The 19,600-nt window shown below is 71.4% G+C and carries 22 protein-coding genes; 16 read left to right on the forward strand and 6 right to left on the reverse strand.

All coding sequences use genetic code 11. The annotated features are described in order from the left end of the window. From VGJ24_RS16190 to VGJ24_RS16225, 8 genes are all read left to right on the forward strand, one after another. The gene (locus VGJ24_RS16190) at positions 1-1,929 is read left to right on the forward strand and encodes an ABC transporter permease (RefSeq protein ID WP_331501668.1); all 1,929 of its coding nucleotides are present in this window, start codon (positions 1-3) and stop codon (positions 1,927-1,929) included. Positions 1,930-1,976: 47 nt separating this feature from the next. Further along, positions 1,977-2,711 carry an ABC transporter ATP-binding protein gene (locus VGJ24_RS16195; RefSeq protein ID WP_331501669.1) on the forward strand — a complete coding sequence of 245 codons (735 nt, stop codon included), beginning with the start codon at positions 1,977-1,979 and terminating at the stop codon, positions 2,709-2,711. After that, on the forward strand, positions 2,708-3,445 hold the full coding sequence (locus VGJ24_RS16200) for an ABC transporter permease (protein ID WP_331501670.1): 738 nt from the start codon (positions 2,708-2,710) through the stop codon (positions 3,443-3,445). Before VGJ24_RS16195 ends, VGJ24_RS16200 begins: the two co-directional genes overlap by 4 nt. Before the next feature lie 116 nt (positions 3,446-3,561). Continuing rightward, the gene (locus tag VGJ24_RS16205; RefSeq protein WP_331501671.1) at positions 3,562-4,497 is read left to right on the forward strand and encodes a proline dehydrogenase family protein; all 936 of its coding nucleotides are present in this window, start codon (positions 3,562-3,564) and stop codon (positions 4,495-4,497) included. Between the two features lie 11 nt (positions 4,498-4,508). Next, positions 4,509-5,321 (forward strand): pyrroline-5-carboxylate reductase, encoded by an 813-nt coding sequence (gene proC, locus VGJ24_RS16210; RefSeq protein ID WP_331501672.1) that lies wholly within the window; start codon positions 4,509-4,511, stop codon positions 5,319-5,321. A 54-nt stretch (positions 5,322-5,375) separates the two neighbouring features. Beyond that, entirely contained in the window at positions 5,376-6,212 is an 837-nt protein-coding gene (locus tag VGJ24_RS16215; protein WP_331501673.1) for a hypothetical protein, read from the forward strand. A gap of 66 nt (positions 6,213-6,278) precedes the next feature. Continuing rightward, positions 6,279-6,782: a SigE family RNA polymerase sigma factor gene (locus VGJ24_RS16220; RefSeq protein ID WP_331501674.1), complete on the forward strand. Its 504-nt coding sequence runs from the start codon at positions 6,279-6,281 to the stop codon at positions 6,780-6,782. After that, the gene (locus tag VGJ24_RS16225) at positions 6,782-8,017 is read left to right on the forward strand and encodes a hypothetical protein (RefSeq protein WP_331501675.1); all 1,236 of its coding nucleotides are present in this window, start codon (positions 6,782-6,784) and stop codon (positions 8,015-8,017) included. Before VGJ24_RS16220 ends, VGJ24_RS16225 begins: the two co-directional genes overlap by 1 nt. Here VGJ24_RS16225 and trpS read toward each other — a convergent pair. Then, a complete protein-coding gene (gene trpS / locus VGJ24_RS16230; RefSeq protein WP_331501676.1) occupies positions 8,012-8,986 on the reverse strand; it encodes a tryptophan--tRNA ligase in 975 nt (324 codons plus the stop codon). The genes VGJ24_RS16225 and trpS overlap by 6 nt on opposite strands. 183 nt (positions 8,987-9,169) lie before the next feature. Between trpS and VGJ24_RS16235 the strand changes: the two genes are divergently transcribed. The 5 genes from VGJ24_RS16235 (at position 9,170) to VGJ24_RS16255 (ending at position 13,141) form a co-directional block, all read left to right on the forward strand. Beyond that, positions 9,170-10,354, forward strand: coding sequence for an acetoin utilization protein AcuC (locus tag VGJ24_RS16235; RefSeq protein WP_331501677.1), 1,185 nt, complete (start codon positions 9,170-9,172; stop codon positions 10,352-10,354). 190 nt (positions 10,355-10,544) lie between these two features. Continuing rightward, positions 10,545-10,751 carry a helix-turn-helix domain-containing protein gene (locus VGJ24_RS16240; protein WP_331501678.1) on the forward strand — a complete coding sequence of 69 codons (207 nt, stop codon included), beginning with the start codon at positions 10,545-10,547 and terminating at the stop codon, positions 10,749-10,751. Between the two features lie 139 nt (positions 10,752-10,890). Next, the gene (locus VGJ24_RS16245; RefSeq protein WP_008356322.1) at positions 10,891-10,992 is read left to right on the forward strand and encodes a 30S ribosomal protein bS22; all 102 of its coding nucleotides are present in this window, start codon (positions 10,891-10,893) and stop codon (positions 10,990-10,992) included. Between the two features lie 21 nt (positions 10,993-11,013). Further along, positions 11,014-12,054, forward strand: coding sequence for an NAD-dependent epimerase/dehydratase family protein (locus VGJ24_RS16250; RefSeq protein ID WP_331501679.1), 1,041 nt, complete (start codon positions 11,014-11,016; stop codon positions 12,052-12,054). Beyond that, entirely contained in the window at positions 12,047-13,141 is a 1,095-nt protein-coding gene (locus VGJ24_RS16255) for a lysophospholipid acyltransferase family protein (RefSeq protein WP_331501680.1), read from the forward strand. Before VGJ24_RS16250 ends, VGJ24_RS16255 begins: the two co-directional genes overlap by 8 nt. A 23-nt stretch (positions 13,142-13,164) precedes the next feature. Here VGJ24_RS16255 and VGJ24_RS16260 read toward each other — a convergent pair whose 3' ends face one another. From VGJ24_RS16260 to VGJ24_RS16270, 3 genes are all read right to left on the reverse strand, one after another. Next, on the reverse strand, positions 13,165-14,349 hold the full coding sequence (locus VGJ24_RS16260; protein WP_331501681.1) for a DUF5667 domain-containing protein: 1,185 nt from the start codon (positions 14,347-14,349) through the stop codon (positions 13,165-13,167). A 102-nt stretch (positions 14,350-14,451) separates the two neighbouring features. Next, positions 14,452-15,207: a sigma-70 family RNA polymerase sigma factor gene (locus VGJ24_RS16265; RefSeq protein ID WP_331501682.1), complete on the reverse strand. Its 756-nt coding sequence runs from the start codon at positions 15,205-15,207 to the stop codon at positions 14,452-14,454. A 100-nt stretch (positions 15,208-15,307) separates the two neighbouring features. Then, complete coding sequence (locus tag VGJ24_RS16270) at positions 15,308-16,186, reverse strand: HAD-IB family hydrolase (protein ID WP_331501683.1); 879 nt, start codon at positions 16,184-16,186, stop codon at positions 15,308-15,310. Positions 16,187-16,239: 53 nt separating this feature from the next. Here VGJ24_RS16270 and VGJ24_RS16275 point away from each other — a divergent pair, with 53 nt between their 5' ends. After that, positions 16,240-17,835 (forward strand): class I adenylate-forming enzyme family protein, encoded by a 1,596-nt coding sequence (locus tag VGJ24_RS16275; RefSeq protein ID WP_331501684.1) that lies wholly within the window; start codon positions 16,240-16,242, stop codon positions 17,833-17,835. Next, a complete protein-coding gene (locus VGJ24_RS16280; protein ID WP_331501685.1) occupies positions 17,832-18,068 on the forward strand; it encodes a glutaredoxin family protein in 237 nt (78 codons plus the stop codon). Before VGJ24_RS16275 ends, VGJ24_RS16280 begins: the two co-directional genes overlap by 4 nt. A 6-nt stretch (positions 18,069-18,074) precedes the next feature. Here VGJ24_RS16280 and VGJ24_RS16285 read toward each other — a convergent pair whose 3' ends face one another. Beyond that, the gene (locus VGJ24_RS16285) at positions 18,075-18,710 is read right to left on the reverse strand and encodes a hypothetical protein (protein ID WP_331501686.1); all 636 of its coding nucleotides are present in this window, start codon (positions 18,708-18,710) and stop codon (positions 18,075-18,077) included. Continuing rightward, positions 18,710-19,075 (reverse strand): sigma-70 family RNA polymerase sigma factor, encoded by a 366-nt coding sequence (locus VGJ24_RS16290; RefSeq protein WP_331501687.1) that lies wholly within the window; start codon positions 19,073-19,075, stop codon positions 18,710-18,712. The genes VGJ24_RS16285 and VGJ24_RS16290 overlap by 1 nt, the downstream gene beginning before the upstream one ends. Positions 19,076-19,309: 234 nt before the next feature. Here VGJ24_RS16290 and VGJ24_RS16295 point away from each other — a divergent pair, with 234 nt between their 5' ends. Continuing rightward, entirely contained in the window at positions 19,310-19,525 is a 216-nt protein-coding gene (locus VGJ24_RS16295; protein WP_331501688.1) for a hypothetical protein, read from the forward strand. Positions 19,526-19,600 lie beyond the last annotated feature (75 nt).

Consider the following 19,600-nt stretch of genomic DNA (forward strand, 5'->3'; position numbering starts at 1 on the left):
TTGTGGTCGATCTCGCTGCGGACCCTGCGCGACCGATGGACGCTGTTCGTCGGGGCGCTGCTCAGCGTGGCCCTCGGCGTCGCGCTGGTGCAGTCGAGCACCGTGCTGCTCGTCGCCGCCGCACGCACCCATCCGGCGCCCGCCTCGACGCCTGCCGAGGCCCGGGCTGTGCGCGAGACGGTGGAGGGGATGAGCTCGCTGATGGGGATCTCGATCTTCCTCGCGGTCTTCTTGTCGGTCTTCATCATCGGGTCGACGATGGCCTTCACCGTCGTCGAGCGGCGTCGCGACCTGGCCCTGCTCCGGCTGAACGGCGCCTCACGACGGCAGGTGCGGCGGCTGCTCGTCGGTGAAGGCCTCGTGGTGGGCTTGGCCGGGACCGGCCTCGGTGCCTTGCTGGCCCCGCTCTCGACGGCCGTCGAGGGCCGACTGGTGCACCGGGCCGGCCTGGACGCTGGGCTGCTCCACGTCGGCGTTCCCGCGTGGATCTTGCTGATCGACCTCGGCGCGGGTGTCGGCTCGGCACTCGCCGGTGCATTTGTGGCTGCGCGGCGGGCGGGGCGCGTGCGACCGCTCGACGCGTTGCGCGAGACCGGCGAGCAGAGCCGGGTGATGACGGTGGCCCGCTGGACCTGGGCGCTGATGCTGGGGATTCCAGCCATGGTGGGTGCGATGCTGGCGCAGGCCAGCGGCGACGTCCTGGTCGCGATCATGGTGGGGCTCCTGGTGATCGTGGCCGGCTCGATCGCCTTGCAGCAGCTGAGCCCGCTCGTCGTACCTCTCGTCGCGCGGCTGCTGGCGCTGCCGGCTCGGCGGCACGTCGTGGGCGAGCTCGCGCAGGCGGGCATGCGCGACGGCGTACGACGCAGCGCCACCACGGCGGGTCCGGTGATCGTGCTGTTCGGGCTGGTCGTCGGCCTGCTCGGGATCCTGGAGACGCAGACGGAGGCGTCCCGGGTGGAGCGCGTGCAGCAGAGCTCGGCCCAGCTGGTCGTGGTCTCGCACGGGGACGTGTCGGGGCGGGTGGCAGCGACGCCCGGAGTGACGGTCGCCTCGCCCGAGACCACCGTCAGCCTGCCGGTGCGGGTCAGGACGCCGCGGGGAGGGTGGGCGCGGGTGGATGCCCCGGTCGTGACCGCGGTCGACCCCGCGGCATACCGGCGGCTGACCCACCAGCCCCTGGCTGCCGGACACCTCGTGGATTTCACCGGCGGGCGTGCCGTGCTCGGTCCGTCGGCGTCTGACGACGGGCTCGGTCGGCCGTCCGCCGTGCTCGTGGGGGGCCGGCGACTCGCGGTCGTCGCCAGGGTGGCCACCACCATCGCCGGGGGTGCCGACGTCGTGGTCGACCGCGACGACGTGCCGGTGTCGCTGCTGGCGCACGCGGAGACGACGACGTTCGTGGGAGTGGCGCCGGGCTCCTCGGCCGGCGACGTCCGGGCCAGGCTGGCGGGCCTGTCCGGCGTCTCGCGGGTCTCGACGCTGCAGGTCTGGGCCCAGCATCTGGCCCACCAGGAGGGCCGGGAGAACAACGGCGTGATGGAGGCGCTGGCGGGGCTCGGCGGTCTCTACGCGTTCTTGAGCCTGGTCAACGCGGTCGCCATCGGAACCGCTCAACGGCGGCGCGAGTTCGCCGTCGCACGGGTCACGGGGGCCTCGCGCGGTCAGGTCGTCTCGGCGGCGGCGCTGGAGTCCCTCGGCGTCGGCGCCATCGGGGTGGCGCTCGGGTCGGCGGTGGTCGCGGGCTGCCTGCTCGGGATGCGGCACGGGATCGAGGGGACGCTGGGGGTGCCGATCCTCGAGGTCCCCTGGACACTGGGGATCGGGCTGACGGTCGCCGCGCTCGCCGCGGGTGCCGGTACGGCGGCCGTCGCGTCGTGGTCGGCGACACGCACCGCTCCGGTACTTCTGGTGGCGGCTCGAGAGTGACCGCCCGCCCTTGACCCGGGTCGCGTTGGCCGCTCATAATTCAACACATGGTGAATAACTTGGTCGAGATCCGGGACCTCGTCGTCGACCGTGGCGGCCGGCGCGTGCTGCACGGGCTGGACATCACCATCGAGCAGGGGAGCGTGACCGGGCTGCTCGGCCCGAGCGGCTGCGGCAAGAGCACGCTGATGCGCTCGCTGGTCGGGGTGCAGCAGCTCACATCGGGTCGGGTGATCATCGATGGCGTCGAGGCGGGCAGCAAGGAGCTGCGCAGCCGGATCGGCTACGTGACCCAGGCCGCCAGCGTGTACGACGACCTCACCGTCCGCGAGAACCTCTCCTTCTTCGCCCAGGTGCTCGGCGCCGACACCGCGGCCGTCGACGAAGCGATCGCGACGGTCGACCTGGCCAGTCACGCCGACCAGGTCACCGGCCGGCTCAGCGGCGGGCAGCGGTCGCGGGCCAGCCTGGCCGTCGCGCTGCTCAACTCCCCGGACCTGCTCGTGCTCGATGAGCCGACCGTCGGACTCGACCCCGTCCTGCGCCGCGACCTGTGGGCGCTGTTCCACCAGCTGGCCGAGGCCGGCGCCGCGGTCTTCGTCTCCTCCCACGTGATGGACGAGGCCGACCGATGTGACCGCCTGCTCCTCATGCGTGAGGGCGGGATCATCGCCGACGACACTCCCGCCCACATCCGCGAGCAGACCCGGACCCGGGACATCGAGGGCGCCTTCCTCGCCCTCGTCGACGGCGACCGCTCCGACCAGGGCAGCGCGTCATGACGCCCCGGATCCTGCTCGCCGTCGCCCGGCGCGTGCTCACCCAGCTGCGCCGCGACCGCCGTACCGCCGCGATGCTGCTGGTCCTGCCCTGCGCGCTGATGACCCTGCTGTGGTGGATGTTCCAGGACATCCCCGGCTCGCTCTTCGACCGCTTCGGCCCGGCCCTGCTGGCGTTGTTCCCCTTCATCGTGATGTTCCTGGTGACCAGCGTGACCACCCTCCGCGAGCGCTCCTCGGGCACGCTCGAGCGGTTGCTGGCGATGCCGATGGGCAAGCTGGACTTCCTCGGTGGGTACGCCGTGGCGTTCGGCGTGGTCGCGGCCGTCCAGGCCGCCCTCGCCGTGGCGTTGAGCGTCGGGCTGTTGGGACTCGAGGTCGAAGGGCCGGTCCTCCTACTCGGTGTCGTCGCGGTCGCCGACGCCGTCCTCGGCACCGCGCTCGGCCTCTTCGTCAGTGCGTTCGCACGCACCGAGTTCCAGGCGGTGCAGTTCATGCCACTGTTCGTGATCCCGCAGATCCTGCTGTGCGGGCTGTTCGTCCCGCGGTCGTCGCTGCCCGACTTCCTCCACGCGGTGAGCAACCTCTTGCCGCTGAGCTACGCCACCGACGCCATGCAGACCCTGGTCAGCACCCCGGCGACCGGCGACGTCTGGCGCGACCTGGGCATCGTCGTTGCGTTCGCGGTCGCCTCCCTCGGCCTCGGCGCCGCCACCCTGCGCCGCCGTACCCCCTGACCCCGAAGTCGATAGTCCCTGACGTTTCCGTCCCCCGAGCCGCCGGGAGCGAACGGAAACGTCAGGGACTATCCCGTCCCCCGGGGCCTCGTCACCCCAAGAAGTAGCCTGTCGCCATGCCGCTCCTCCGCCAGCCGTTGCTGCTGCTCGCACGCAGCGGCCGGATCAAGCGCCTGGTCAGCACGATGCCGGTCTCTGCGGGGATCGTCCGGAGCTACGTCCCCGGCGAGGACACCTCGGACGCCGTGCACGCGACGGCCGGCCTGGTCGACGAGCACCTCCGGGTCACCCTCGACTACCTCGGCGAGGACACGCTCGACTCCGACCAGGCCGACGCGACCGTCCAGGCCTATCTCGACCTGCTCGGCGCCCTCTCCGTGCGCGGGCTGACCAGGTGGGCCGAGGTGTCGGTCAAGCTGTCGGCCATCGGCCAGGCGATCCCGCAGCAGGGACACAAGATCGCGCTGGAGAACGCCCGCACCATCTGCCGCGCCGCACGCAACGCCGGCACCACCGTCACGCTCGACATGGAGGACCACACCACCACCGACGCGACGCTGGCCACCCTGCGCGAGCTCCGCAAGGACTTCCCCGAGACCGGAGCCGTCCTCCAGGCCTACCTCCACCGCACCGAGGCCGACTGCCGCACCCTCGCCTACGAAGGCTCGCGGGTCCGCCTCTGCAAAGGAGCGTACGACGAGCCCGCCGAGGTCGCCTTCCAGAGCCGGCTCGAGGTCGACAAGTCCTATGTCCGCTGCCTCAAGGTCCTGCTGGCCGGACAGGGCTACCCGATGATCGCCACCCACGACCCACGGCTGATCCGGATCGCCTCCTCGCTGGCGAGCCGCAACGGCCGCGCGGCCGGCAGCTACGAGTTCCAGATGCTCTTCGGCATCCGCCCCGAGGAGCAGCGCCGACTGGTGGCGGCCGGCGAGACCATGCGCGTCTACGTGCCCTACGGCACCGAGTGGTACGGATACCTCATGAGACGCCTCGCAGAGCGGCCGCAGAACCTGACATTCTTCGTCCGGTCCCTGGTCTCCAAGAAGTAGCCACGAGAAAGATGTCGCCCGTGAGCACCACCGCGATCATCGGCGCCGGCGTCATGGGCGAGACCCTCCTCTCGGGACTGGTCCGCGCCGGACGCCCTCCCGCCGAGCTCCTCGTCGGCGAGAAGCGTCCCGAGCGGGCCCGCGAGCTCGAGGAGAAGTACGCCGTCTCCGTGGTCTCCAACCTCGACGCCACCAAGCGTGCGGACACGATCGCGCTGGTGGTGAAGCCGCAGGACATGGGCGCCCTGCTCGACGAGATCGGGCCCGCCGTCCGGCCCGGGCAGCTCGTCGTCTCACTCGCGGCCGGCATCACCACGTCGTTCCTCGAGTCGCGGCTGCCGGACGGCGTCCCGGTCGTCCGGGTCATGCCGAACACGCCGGCCCTCGTCGACGAGGGCATGGCCGCGATCGCTCCCGGCTCCCACTGCGACGACGAACACCTCGCGATCGCCGAGGGGCTTCTCGGCGCGACCGGTCAGGTCCTCCGGGTGCCCGAGAAGCAGATGGACGCGGTGACCGCGATCTCCGGGACCGGCCCGGCGTACGTGTTCTTCGTCGTCGAGTCGATGATCGAGGCCGGCGTCCATCTCGGACTGCCGCGGGCCACGGCGACCGAGCTGGTCGTCCAGACGCTGGTCGGGTCGGCGAAGATGCTGCGCGAGACAGGCACCCATCCGACCGTGCTGCGCGAGCAGGTCACCTCGCCCGGCGGCACCACCGCCGCCGCGCTCCGCGAGCTCGAGATCCACAAGGTCCGAGCGGCCTTCCTGGCAGCCATGGAGGCCGCGCGCAATCGTTCGGCCGAGCTCGCCGAGGGTTCCTGACCGGGGCGCGTCGGGCGGTCCTGCCGGTCTAGTCTCCTGACCGAGGAGGCTCCGATGTTCCGTCCGAGGCTGACCCGGGCCGTGACCCTGACGCTCGCGACACTCCTCGGTGCGGCGGTCGGCGTGGTCCTGCTGTCGGGCAGCGACCAGCCGGTGACCGCGCACGTCTTCGCACGGTGGCAGCAGCTCGCCACGCCACCCCTGTCTCCGCGTACCGACGCGCTCGGCGTCCACGTCGGCCACCGGGTGCTCGTGCTCGGAGGACGGCAAGGGTCCGTGCTGCGCGACGGCGCGACGTACGACCTCCGGACCGGGATGTGGCGCCATCTGCGGATGCCGGTCGCGGTCACGGACCGGGACCACGCCGTGGCCGCAGCGGGTGTGGCCGTCCTGCGGCACGCCCGGCCCGGCCGGTCCGCGGCCTGGTGGCGCTTCGACCCGAGGATCGACCTGTGGTCCCGGATGCGACACCTGCCCGCGCACCTGTCGGTCGCGTCCGCGCTCGGCTCGGAGGTGTACGCCATCTCCGAGCGTCACGTCGTCGTCTACAGCGTCCAGCTCGATCGGTGGACACCGCTGCCGGCCGACCGACTCCGGCCCGCGCTCCGTGGCCGCAGGGTGACCGCGAGCCCATCCGGCACCGTGATCACGGGGTACGCCGCCGATCACCCGCATCGGCTTCTCGCCGACCGCTGGGACGGCCTGCGCTGGCACCGGCTCTCCCACCTGCGAAGCGCCAGCCTGGCTCGGACGCCCGTGGGCCCCACCCCCGCGGCGCGCTACGGGAGCACCCAGGTCTGGGCCGGTGGCCGACTCGTGGTGTTCGGGGGAGCGTCGTACGACGGACTGCGGCGGGTGCTGACCAACCGGGCCTGGATCCACTCACCGTGATCCCGGAACCGAACCGAACGTCCGCCCGTCGACGTTCCTGAGGTGCGAGCGAGACGGGGAGGTGCGATGACGGTGCCGGAGTACGACGAGGTGTACGCCGCGCTGTGGCCGCGCCTGGTGCGCACGGCGTACGCCGTCTCCGGTGACCTCGGTGTCGCGGAGGACGCCGTGCAGACGGCGTTCGCGAAGGCCTACCGCAGCTGGCGCCGGATCTCGCAGATGGAGGCTCCGGTGGCCTATCTCCGGAAGATGGCCGTCAACGAGGTGCTCAACGACCGTCGTCTCGCCCGCCGTCGGCACGAGATCACCAGCGACGAGCCGCCGGAGCGCGCGGATGCCGGGAGCCCGGACGTCGCGCTCGCCCACGACGAGCTGTGGCGGGCGATTTCGTCGCTGCCGCCCCGCCAGCGGGCGGTGCTCGTGCTGCGCTACTACGAGGACCTCAGCGAGCAGCAGATCGCCGACGTCCTCGGCTGCCGCCCGGGCACCGTGAAGTCGCAGGCGTCGGCTGCCCTGGCCACCCTGCGCACCCGGGTGGACCACCCGAGCCGAGCCGGAGAGGGGCTGTGATGGACGTCGAGCAGCAGCTGCGGGAGACGTACGCCGAGCGACTCGGCGCGCTCGAGCCGTCGGGCGGTGACGTCGATGTGGCTCGTCGTACCGGCGCGCGACTGCGCGCGCGTCGCCGGCTGGCTGTGGGGGCCGCCGCGGTGGCGATCGTGACCGTCGCCGTCGGCGGGACCCTCGTCGGGACCGGGAGGGTGTCGGTCGGCCCCTCGCACGACGTCGGTCACTGGCGCGAGCTCCCGGCCGCCCCGTTGTCGCCGCGTGCGTACGCCGAGTCCGTGTGGACCGGCCGCGAGGTGATCGTGCTCGGCGGCTCAACCGATCCCTGCCCGCCGAACGCGAGCTGCGTCAAGGCGGATGTGGAGCTGCGCGACGGTGCGGCGTACGACCCTGCGACGAACAGCTGGCACCGGATCGCGTCCGCGCCCGTTCCGGTCGGTCCCGGCGACCGGTTGCTGGCGGCGGACGGCGTGGTCGTGCTGCGTCACTGGCAGCAGCACGGGTCGCGGTGGTTCACCTACGAGCCAGACCACAACCGCTGGTCGCGGATCGGGAACGTCCCGCGCGGCGTGCGCGACCTGCCGTCGGCGTACGGGTCGAAGGTCTACGCCCTGGTCGGCCGCCGGGTCGCGGTGTACGACGTGCGCTCGTTCCGCTGGACGTTGCTGCCCGGGGACTCGCGTCAGCCCCCGATGACCGAGCGACGGATCACCGCAACGCCGGACGGGCCCGTCGTCATCGGGCAGCTCGCGATCAACGGCCCGGAGACCGGCGACGGGGTGACCGCCGACCTGTACGACGGGAGGTCGTGGCGTCGCTTCCCGATGACGCACATCGAGGGCAACGACTGGGTCTGGGCGGGCGACCGGATGGTCGACTTCGACTCCTACCAGCACCAGGGGATGGACCGGATGCTTCCCGGCGTCTCCCTCGGTGGCACGCTCGACCCGTCCACCGGGCAGGCGAGCCCGCTCCCGGACTCGGCCCTCGAGACGCCGCCTGACCCGTGGTCGCCGAACGCCGTCGGTCCGGGACCGTGGGCCGCCTCCTGGGGTCTGGTCTACGACGTGTCCCACGGCCGCGCCTGGACGCTGCCGCGACCCGACGGCGCCCAGGACGAGGGGGTGACGGCAGCCTGGGCCGCCGGGGAGCTGCTGGCGTTCGGCGGCACCGACTACGGAGCCGACGGTGCCGAGCCCGTCAACCGGGCATGGCTCTACACGCCACCGACGTCATAGCCCCATCGCCGCCGTCGCGTCGGCGAGCACCGACGCCGTCACCTCCCGGCACCGCTCGGAGCCCGACGTAAAGACCGAGGCCACGTACGCCGGGTCGTCGGCGAGCTCGACGTACGCCTTCTGCAACGGCTCCAGCGTCGCGACCACCGCCTCGGTCACCGCCGACTTGAGGGCGCCGTACGTCGTGATCCCGTCCGCAGATCCTCCGCACGCGGTGAGGATGTCGAGCAGGTTGGTCACCCCCGGCTTGTCCTCCGAGGAGCGGACCGCGTCCGGCCCGGTGTCGGAGTCGGTGACCGCGCGCGCGACCTTGCGGCGTACGACGTCGGGTGCGTCGGTCAGCCGGATCACGCCTGCGTCGTTCGCGATCGACTTCGACATCTTCTTCGCCGGGTCCTGGAGGTCCATCACCCGAGCGCCCGCGGCCGGCGTCCGCACCTCGGGCACCACGAAGACCGGCCCATACGTGTGGTTGAACCGGATCGCCAGGTCGCGGGTGAGCTCGACGTGCTGGCGCTGGTCGTCGCCGACCGGCACCACCAAGGGCCGGTACAGCAGGATGTCGGCCGCCATCAGCGCCGGATAGGTGTACAGCGAGACCCGCGTGGACGGGACGCCGCGTCCCTTCTCCTTGAACTGGATCATCCGGTTCAGCTCGCCGGTGTACGCCGTGCACTCCAGCAGGTAGGACAGCTCGCGGTGCGCCGGCACCCGGCTCTGGCGGAACAACGTGACCCGCGACGGGTCGAGTCCCGCGGCGAGGAACAGGGTCGCCATCTCGGTGATGGTCGCCCGCAGCTCGGCCGGGTCCTGCGGGGTGGTCAGGGCGTGCAGATCGCACAGCCCGAAGAAGCAGTCGTCGGGCGACGACGCGGCGTCCTGCGCCTCCACGAAGCGACGCAGCGCGCCGAGGTGGTTGCCGAGCGTCAGCCGCCCGGTCGGGGTGATGAGCGAGAGGTTGCGGTCCATGGTGGGCTCCTGTGTGGGGGCCCACGGGCGGAGGTCTCGACAAAGCGGAGGACACGAAGAACGGCCGCCCGTGGGCGGCCGTGGAAAGAGGGTGTGCTCGATCGGGGGTCCGCCGTCAGGCGGGCCACCAGCAGAGGTTCTGGTTCCGAAGCACGACCCCAGGCTACCGGTAGCGTGAAGCGCATGCCAGCGTGTTCGGGTCCCGCGACGGTGGTCTTCGATCCGACGCTGACCGAGTACGACTTCGGGCCGAGCCACCCGATGTCCCCGATCCGGGTCGACCTCACCATGCGTCTGGCCGGCGACCTCGGGGTGCTCGACGGGTTGCGGACGGTCACCGCGCCGGTGGCCGACGACGAGCTGGTCGCCACCGTCCACGAGCCTGGGCTGATCGAGGCGGTGAAGCGCGCCGGTGCCGACCCGATCGGTTTCGAACCGACCCACGGGCTCGGCAGTGACGACAACCCGGTGTTCCACGACATGCACCGCGCGGCCGCCCACGTGGTCGGCGCCACGGTCGAGGCCGTTCGCCAGGTGTGGAGCGGCGACAGCCTGCACAGCGTCAGCATCTGCGGAGGCCTGCACCACGCGATGCCCGACAGCGCGAGCGGCTTCTGCATCTACAACGACGTGGCTGTCGGCATCCGCTGGCTGCTCGCCCAGGGCGTGCAGAAGGTGGCCTACGTCGACGTCGACGTCCACCACGGCGACGGCGTCGAGCGGATCTTCTACGACGACCCGCGGGTGCTCACGATCTCGCTGCACGAGACCGGCCAGGCGCTGTTCCCGGGGACCGGCTTTCCGCAGGACTGCGGCGGCCCCGACGCCGCCGGGAGCGCCGTCAACGTCGCACTCCCACCCGGTACGTCGGACGCCGGCTGGCTGCGGGCCTTCCACGCGGTCGTGCCGCCACTGGTCCGCGAGTTCGCGCCCGACGTACTGGTGACCCAGCACGGTTGCGACAGCCATCGGGACGACCCGCTCGCCGACCTGATGCTCAGCGTCGACGGGCAGCGCGCGTCGTACCTCGCCCTCCACGACCTCGCCCACGAGGTCGCCGGAGGTCGCTGGGTGGCGACCGGTGGAGGCGGCTACGCCCTGGTGGAGGTGGTCCCGCGCGCTTGGACCCACCTGCTCGCCGTGGTCGCCGGGCAGCCGCTCGAGCCCGGCACGGCGGTCCCCGAGTCATGGCGCACCCACGTGCGGCAGGCCCTCGGCCGGACGGCGCCGTCGGTGATGACCGACGGTCGCGACCCGGCGTACCGGGACTGGTCGGAGGGCTACGACCCGGCGACCTGGCTCGACCGGTCCATTCTGGCCACCCGAGAGGAGATCTTCCCGCGGCACGGCCTGGACCCGCTCCCGTGACCCTTCCGGACGGTTCAGGACGGTAAAATTGGCGTCCGTTTCAACTCGACACGCGTAGGTATCGTGAGTTTCTATAGGGATTTCCTTCCCCATGAGTCACATGAGGCCCTATTCTCACCAACGAAAGCGCGGGACGTCGGTCACCGGAGGGGAAGCCGGTGCGTGCCTGCCAAGAGAGACGGTGCCTGCGATGCCTGCCCACGAGCCCGGAGACATCTCCGACGTGAAGTTCCTGACCGTGGCCGAAGTAGCCGCGATGATGCGCGTGTCCAAGATGACGGTGTACCGCCTGGTCCACGGCGGTGACCTGCCCGCGGTGCGGGTCGGTCGCTCGTTCCGGGTGACCGAGGAGGACGTCAACGAGTACCTCCGCAAGAGCTTCTACAGCGCCGGCTGACATCCGCTGTACCCACCCAGACCGGAGCAGCCCTCCGGTAGTTTGCGCCGAATTCCTCGCCTCACCCGCAGGCCGTTAGGCTGACGGGGTCGTCCCGGCAGGTCCGGGATCCCGGACAGGTCGGTCGGAAGAGGTATTCGTGGGTTCGGTCATCAAGAAGCGTCGTAAGCGGATGGCGAAGAAAAAGCACCGCAAGCTGCTGAAGAAGACGCGCGTCCAGCGACGCAAGCTCGGGAAGTAGACCCCTCCTCCGGGGAACACCGTGGGCGCCGACACGAAGGTCGTGCTCGTCACCGGGGTCTCCCGAGACCTCGGACGCCGTTTCGCGCGACGGTTGGCCGCTGAGCCCGACGTCGCCCGGGTGGTCGGCGTCGACGCCGTGCCGCCACGTGGCGACATCGGCGACGTCTCGTTCGTCCGAGCCGACATCCGCAACCCCGTGATCGCCAAGGTGATCGCCAAGGAGGACGTCGACACCGTCGTCCACATGAGCGTCATCGCCACGCCCGGCACCGCCGGCGGCCGCGGCACGATGAAGGAGCTCAACGTCATCGGGACGATGCAGCTACTCGCGGCCTGCCAGAAGTCCGAGAGCATCCGCCACCTCGTCGTGAAGTCCACCTCGACCGTGTACGGCGCGAGCAGCCGCGACCCGGCCATGTTCACCGAGGAGATGGGTCCGCGCCGCGAGCCCAGCTCCGGTTACGCCAAGGACGTCGCGGAGATCGAGGGCTACGTCCGCGGTTTCGCCCGGCGTCGCCCCGACGTCCGGGTGACCACGCTCCGGCTGGCCAACGTGCTCGGCCCCCACGTGCTGAGTCCGATCACGTCGTACTTCCGGCTCCCGGTGATCCCGACCGTCCTCGGCTTCGACCCGCGCCTGCAGTTCGTGCACGAGACCGACCTGATGAGCGTCCTCACGCACTGCGTCCACACCGACGTGCCCGGCACGTTCAACGTCGCGGGCGACGGCGTGATGCTGCTGTCGCAGGCCGTACGCCGACTCCGCAAGCCCACCGTCCCGCTGGTGCGGCCGGCGGTGGGCGGCGTCGCCGCGGTGCTGAAGTCCGCCAGGATGGCCGACTTCTCGCCAGAGCAGCTCGGGTTCCTCACCTTCGGCCGCGGCATCGACACCTCCCGGATGCGTGCGGAGCTCGGCTTCGAGCCGACGTTCACCACCGAGCAGGCGTTCGCCGACTTCGCCGCGTCGACCGGCCGGTCGGCCAGCCCGGTCGAGCGCGTCTTCGACGGGCTCGCGTCGGCCCTGCCCGATCCCGCGACGACGGGAGCAGGCCATGGGTGACGCCGAGATCATCCCGATCGGCACCGGCGGCCGGCCCGGCCGTGGCACGGGCAGTGCGCGCCCGTCGAAGGCATCCCGCACACTGGCCGGCGGCGCGAAGGCGGCTGCGCGACGCGGGCCGACGCTGGCGCCGGAGCCCGAGTCCCGGCCCGAGCGCCCGGCCACGACGACGCAGGACCGTGCTCCGATGGCGGGCATCACGCCGGGCGAGTGGCTGGCGGCGTTCCAGACCGGGGCGACCCAGGTGTTCGGCGACGACTGGGAGCCGCAGCTGGCGCGACTCCTGGCATTCTTGCGTCGCCGGCTGACCGGCGAGTACGACGTCGACGAGTACGGCTTCGACCAAGAGGTCGCCGAGAAGCTCCTGCTGGCCAGCCTGCGGCCGATTGCCGAGAAGTGGTTCCGGATCGAGGCCCGCGGCGTCGAGAACCTCCCGTCCGAGGGGGGCGCCCTGGTGGTCTCGAACCACTCCGGCACGCTGCCCGTCGACGGCCTGATGACGATGTTCACCATCCACGAGCAGACCGGCCGGTTCCTGCGTCCCCTCGGGGCCGACCTGGTGTTCCGGATGCCGCTGATCAGCAGCCTCGCGCGCAAGGGCGGCGCGACGCTGGCGTGCAACGAGGACGCCGAGCGGATGCTGGCCAGCGGCGAGCTGGTCGGAGTCTGGCCCGAGGGGTTCAAGGGCATCGGCAAGCCGTTCACCGAGCGCTACAAGCTGCAGCGGTTCGGGCGGGGTGGGTTCGTCGCGGCGGCCGTGCGCACGGGTGTCCCGATCGTGCCGTTGTCCGTGGTCGGTGCCGAGGAGATCTACCCGCTGGTCGGCAACGTCCCCTCGCTGGCCCGGCTGCTCGGCATCCCCTACGTCCCGATCACGCCGTTGTTCCCGTGGCTCGGTCCGCTCGGGCTGGTGCCCCTGCCCTCGAAGTGGCTGATGGAGTTCGGCGAGCCCATCCGCACCGACGAGTACGACGCGGGGTCGGCCGACGACCCGATGCTGGTGTTCAACGTGACCGACCAGGTGCGCGAAACCATCCAGCAGTCGCTGTACTCGCTGCTGATGGAGCGGACCTCGGTCTGGCGCTGACGCCGTACGCCGTACGCCGTACGTCAGGGGAGGGGCAGCAGGCTGCCCACCCCGTCGACGGTGTCGCCGAGGACGCCGGCCACCTGATCGCCGGCCTGACCCACCGCGTCGAGGAGGTTGGTCGCGGTGTCGGTGACCGTCGAGGCCACGTCGTTCTGGTGACCGTGGGTCAGCCCGTCGGTGAGGTGCTGGACGGTGTGCTGGACGTCGCCGGCGGTCGGCGACTGGGTGGTGTCGCCGGGGTCGTCGGTGCTGGAGGTGCCCGGGTCGGTGACGCTCGCCGGCGGCAGCTGACCGTGGATCTGCGGCAGCTGCGGGCCGCCGTCGGAGCCCTGCTGCAGCGGGCCGTGGTGACGTGGCTTCGGGGCCGCCACCAGCCAGGAGTCAACGGTCGCCTGGGTCGCCTGCACGAGCACGCTCGGCACCGACGTGATCGCCGGACCCTGGCAGGACGGGCAGGTGTGGAGCGAGGTCTGTTGGACCTGGTCGAGCACCTGGGCGGCCTGCAGGAGCGGGTCGAGAGACTGGGGCGGGACCTCGGACTGCAACACCTTCAGCCGATCCATGCTGGTGGCGGTGAACGCCCGCAGCGCGGTCATCGACGACCGGTCGCCGGTCGCCTCGTAGTCGGCGACCAGGAGGTCGGAGCCGTCGATCGCCTGCTGCGAGAACGCGTCGAGTGCCTCGTTGATCCGGGCCGGGTCGGCGTGCTCGCGGCTGAGCTCCTGTGCCTCGTCGAGGCGGGTGCCGGCGCTGCCGAGCAGGACCCGACCGCGGTCGCCGCGGTCGAAGGTGAGCTCGGCGTGAGCACTCTCCAGGCCGCGCTTGACCGGGTAGAGCCCGTCGCCCGGCAGGGCGCTCTGGGCGGCCACAGCCACGGTCGCGGAGGCACCCACGAGCGCGACGCCGCTGACCACGGCCGCCAGCCGACGGTGCCGGCGCCGGGTCTGGGGGGTGGTGGGCCGCAGGCGCAGCCGGGCGTCGGTGTCGTCGCGCTCGGCGGCCGCGGCGATCAGCACGGACTCGGCCTCGGCCAGCAGCCGGTCTCGGAGGGCGGCCACGAACACCGGGTCGGCGACAGGTGCGGGAACGGCGCGGAGGGCACCCACGACGTCGAGGAGGTCGGCGTACTCGGGCAGGCGTGCGCCTCCCGTCGAGCTGTCCTCGACAAGCTCCTGGAACTGCTGAGCGCGTCGCCCCCTGGTCACGATGAACCTCGATGCTGGTCGGGAGTGTCGCGGCGTGTGCCTGACACGCCGCTCAACGAGCGGCCCTCGCAGCGGGTTACGGGACCAAGGTCCCGAGCGGGTCTACTCATCGCGCCACCCGGCCGGCACGAGCTTGGCGAGGTTGCGCACGCCGCGGAGCTGGAGCTGCTTGATCGCCCCTTCGCTGCGGCCGAGGACCTCGGCGGTCTCCGCGATGCTGAGGCCTTGGAGGAAGCGCATGATCAGGCAGTCGCGCTGCTCGTCGGAGAGCTGCCGGAGCCCGTCGAGCAGCACCTCGTTGGTGAGCCCGGCCATGACCGCGTTCTCCGGTCCCTCGGTGGCGTCGTCGTGGGCGCCCATGTCCTCGGTGGTCTGCTCGAGCCGGGTACGGCCCGCCTTGAAGTGGTCGGTGCACAGGTTGCGGGCGATGGTCATCAGCCAGGCGCCGAAGTCCTTGCCCTGCCACCGGAACCCGCTCATGTTGCGCAGGGCCCTCAGGAAGGTCTCGGAGGTGAGGTCCTCGGCGAGGGTCTGCGACCGCGTGCGGTAGTAGACGAACCGGTAGACCGACCCCTGGTAGTGGTCGTACAGCTGCCCGAACGCCTCGCTGTCCCCGCCGCGGGCGAGCTCGACGAGGGCGATCAGCCGGGCGCGGTCAGCCTCGGAGTCCTCCGAGGAGGCGGCTTGGTCGGAGTCGTCGAAGCCGCCTCCGGACGACGGCCCGCCGGCGACCGTCGCCTCGCTCAGCAGCATCCAGGACGGGACCCCGGCCGGCTGGGGTCGCAGGTCGAGGACGCCGAGCACAGCGGCGCGCAGGTCGTCGAGTCCGCGTGCCGTGTCGTGGTGGGCCCACGTCATGGCTGTTTGTCCCTCCCGAGCACCAGGGGGTTGGCGCAGTTTCATGGTAAGTGCGAGACGCCGCAGGTGTAACCCGCTGTGACGAAAACGCGGAACACCGCTACCGGCGGCGACGTACGGCGGCACCCGCGGCGACGGCTCCGGTCGCGGCTCCTGCGACTGCGGCGGCCACGAGCCCGACTCTGGCGGCCTTCCGGCCGGTCCGGTAGTCGCGGATCCGCCAGCCCTGACGTTTGGCGTAGGCCCGCAGCCGGGCGTCGGGGTTGACCGCGCACGGGTCGCCGACCAGCGAGAGCATGGTCAGGTCGTTGTACGAGTCGGAGTACGCCGAGCAGGCGGCGAGGTCGAGCCCCTCCCGCTCGGCGAGGGCCCGCACCGCCTCACCCTTGGCGGGACCGTGCAGCATGTCGCCGACCAGCCGACCGGTGTAGACGCCGTCGACGTGCTCCGCGACGGTGCCCAGGGCGCCGGTCAGTCCGAGCCGGCGGGCGATGATCCGGGCGATCTCGATCGGCGCGGCCGTCACCAGCCAGACGCGCTGGCCCTCGTCGAGATGCATCTGCGCCAGCGCGCGGGTGCCCGGCCAGATGCGGTGGGCCATGGCCTCGTCGAAGATCTCCTCGCCGAGGTCCTCCAGCTCCTTCACCGTGTGGCCGGAGATGAACGACAGGGCGCTCACGCGGGTCTGTGCGACGTGGTCGGGATCCTCGACGCCGACGATCCGGAAGTAGGCCTGCTTCCAGGCCGCCGAGGCGATCTCGCGGGTCGTGAAGAACTTGCGCCGATGCATCCCTCGGGCGAGGTGGAAGATGCTCGCGCCCTGCATCAAGGTGTTGTCGACGTCGAAGAACGCGGCTGCCGTCGGATCGGCCGGAGTGGCCAGTGCGGTCTCCACCTCGGCGGCCGCGGCAGCGGCCTCACCGGCGAGAGTCGAGCGCTGTCGGAGGTTCAGCGGCTTGCGGCTCTTCTCGGGAGTCACGGGTCGAACACTAGGGGGTGGGAAGGCGTTCGTGCTGTGCGATCCTTGCCCGCATGCCCACCCACGACGTGTCCTCGCTCGTGGCCGACGCGGCTCTCGACCGCCCGGAGATGCTGGCCGTCGTGGAGTCCGGTGGGCGCAGCGTCACCTGGGGTGTGCTCGAGGACGAGGTCGCGCGGATCGCGACCGGTCTCGGCGCCGCGGGGCTGGTGGCCGGCCAGCGGGTGCTGGTCGCGATGGGCAACCGCATCGAGTTCGTCACGGCGTACCTCGGCGTGCTGCGCGCTCAGGTCGTCGCCGTCCCCGTGAACCCGCGCGCCACGTCCGGTGAGCTCGCGCGGATGATCGCTGACTCGGGGTCGCGGCTCGTGATCGCGGACTCGGAGACGATCGCGACGGTGCGGGACGCCGTACGACTGGTGCGGGCGTCCCGCGCCGGCGAGACCGACGAGCTGGACACCGACCTCGTCGAACGGTCGCACGACCCCCGTGTGTACGTCGTCGGTGCCGAGCCCCAGGACGGCGAGCAGGCGTACGACGCGCTGCGTGCCTCGGCGCCGCGGCCCGTTCCTCCGCTGCCCGACCCGGACAAGCTCGCCTGCCTTCTCTACACGAGCGGGACGTCGGGCCGGCCGCGTGCGGCGATGCTCACCCACCGCGCGCTGATCGCCAACATCGATCAGGCCGCCGAGGTCGAGCCGCCCATGATCCACGGCGACGACGTCGTGCTCGGAGTGCTGCCGCTGTTCCACATCTACGGACTGAACGCCGTGCTCGGCGGCGTGCTGCGCCACCGAGCCAAGCTCGTGCTGGTCGAGCACTTCGACCCCCAGGCGACCCTCGACCTGATCGACGACGAGGCGGTCAGCGTCGTGCCGGTCGCGCCACCGGTCTTCGCGTACTGGATGCCCGAAGAGCACCTGCGCGAGCGCCTCGGCCCGGTCCGGCTGATGCTGTCCGGCTCGGCCCCGCTCTCGCCGGAGCTGAAGGAGCAGTTCACCGAGGCGACCGGCATCCCGGTCCACCAGGGGTACGGCCTCACCGAGGCCGCGCCGATCGTCACCAGCACGCTGTGCAGCGTCGAGCTCCAGAGCGGCTCGGTCGGTGCGGCGCTGCCCGGCATCGAGATCAAGCTCGTCGACGAGGTCGGTGTCCCTCCGGAGGGCGACGACCCGGGTGAGATCTGGATTCGCGGCGCCAACGTGTTCAGCGGCTACTGGCCCGACGGTGACGGCGGCCCCGACGCCGACGGCTGGTGGGGCACCGGCGACGTCGGCTTCCTCGACGCCTCGGGCGACCTGTTCCTGGTCGACCGGCTCAAGGAGCTGGTGATCGTCTCCGGCTTCAACGTCTATCCGGTCGAGGTCGAGGACGTCATCCGCGAGGTACCCGGCGTCGCCGAGGCCGCGGTGATCGGCGTCGAGGACCCGGCGACCGGCGAGGCCGTCGTTGCGTACGTCGTACCGACCGGCGGGGCAGAGGGTGTCGCCGCCGCGGTCCGCGACCACTGCGCCGTACGCCTGGCTCGGTTCAAGCAACCCTCGCGCATCGAGGTCGTCGACGAGCTGCCGTTGACGGTCACCGGCAAGGTGCAGAAGGGCCGGCTTCGCGGCATGGAGCGGCGTCGGCAGCTCGGGCTGCTCGAATGACGTCCCGCGTCACCTTCTACACCCGCCCCGGCTGCCACCTCTGCGACGACGCGCGGGTGCTGATCGAGCAGGTCTGTGCCGAGCTGGGGGAGTCGTACGACGAGATCTCCATCGCCGACGACGCCGACCTCGAGCGCCGCTTCGGCCACGAGGTCCCGGTCACCTTCGTCGACGGACGGCAGCACGACTACTGGCGGGTCGACCCCACCCGCCTCCGGGCCGCGCTGACCTGACCCGCTTCAGCCGAGTGAGGCTCTCGCGCCGGCGCCCACGTGAACGCTGCGCAGGAACCGCACCATCGCCGAGCGGTCCCAGCCGGCGTTGTCGGGGTACTGGATCCGGACCACGCCTGCCGGCTCACCGGCCACGGTCCTCATCGAAAGGGTCGTGTAACCCGAGTCCCCGTGGATCCAGACCTGCCGGCCGCTCCCGGCCACGAGCTGACCGCTCAGCGGATTGTGGTCGAAGGTGATGACGAGCTTGCCGACGAAGTCGTTCGGGTGAGGTGACGTGGAGCCGTCGTCGGGCACGATCGTGACGGCGTACGGGCTCTGCGACTGCACCGACCATCCCCGGGGCGTCAGATCGAAGGAGTACGGCTTCGCGTGCAACGTCGTCGCCAGCAGCTCGATCGACCCCGAGGTGACCGACGGTGTCGTGTTCTCGGGCTGCGCCGCCCGGTTGAGCACACCGTCCACACCGACCCCCGCGATCGTCGCCAGAGCCAGTGCGCCGAGCCCGATCCGGAAGCGTCGACGCGAGCGAGCCCGGAGAGCGGTGCGGGCGCGGGCGAGGTCGTCGTAGGGGTCGGCGGTGACGGCGTTCTCGGGCAGGACGTGTTCGAGTGCGCGCTTGACGCGGGTGGAATCGTCCATCAGCCCAGCTCCCGGACGGTGTCATGGTCGACCACACGGAGGGCGTGCCTCAGATGTGCCAGTGCTCGTGCATTCTGCGACTTCACCGTTCCCGGTGAACAGCCGAGCAGCCGCGCGGTTTGCTCGACGTCGAGGTCGTGCCAGTGCCGTAGCACGACCACCGCCCGCTGTCGTGGCCCGAGGGTCGCGAGGGCGTCGAGGATGGTGCGCCGCAGGTCGACGTCCGGATCGTCGCTGACCGGATCGGCGGGCATCACGTGCACTGGCAGAGACTCTCGGCGCCGGTGCGCTCGGCGCATCTCGTCGATGAACGCGTTGGCCAGGCTCGCGCGCGCATAGGCAACCCTGCACTGGGCAGTACGCACCTTCTCCCACGACAGCGGTCAGACCCCACCCCGACAAGCTCGCCCCGCTCTGCCGAGGCCACCATCGCGCCAAGACCTTCGGCCGTTGGCACTACCGACGCCGGCCCGACGGCAGCTACCGCTGGACCTCACCTTCGGGACAGATCCACCTCGTCCCGGCACGCCCACGCGACTGACGCGCGCCCACACAGAACTGTCGGCGTCCGGCCGTAGGGTCGCCGGTGTGACGCGACGATGAGCAAGATGGACAACCTGCGGGCGATGCGGGAGGCCCGGTACGAACAGGCCAAGGCCCGCGGCGCCCAGGCCGGGCCGACTCACCCCGTCCTGCCTCCGGCCGACCTCCCCGAGACCGACGCGGGTGGGGAGCTGTGCGGCCATCGCGCGATCAGCGGGCGTACGTGCACCCGCGAGGCGGGGCACTCCGCCAAGAGTCACCGCTACGCCTGACGACCTCAGCACGAGCCCGTCGTACCGATTTTGTTCTCGCGTTCACAAACTCCTACAGTGAACGACGCCGCTCGG

The sequence above is a fragment of the Nocardioides sp. genome (genome assembly GCF_036493135.1).
Classification (GTDB): domain Bacteria; phylum Actinomycetota; class Actinomycetes; order Propionibacteriales; family Nocardioidaceae; genus Nocardioides.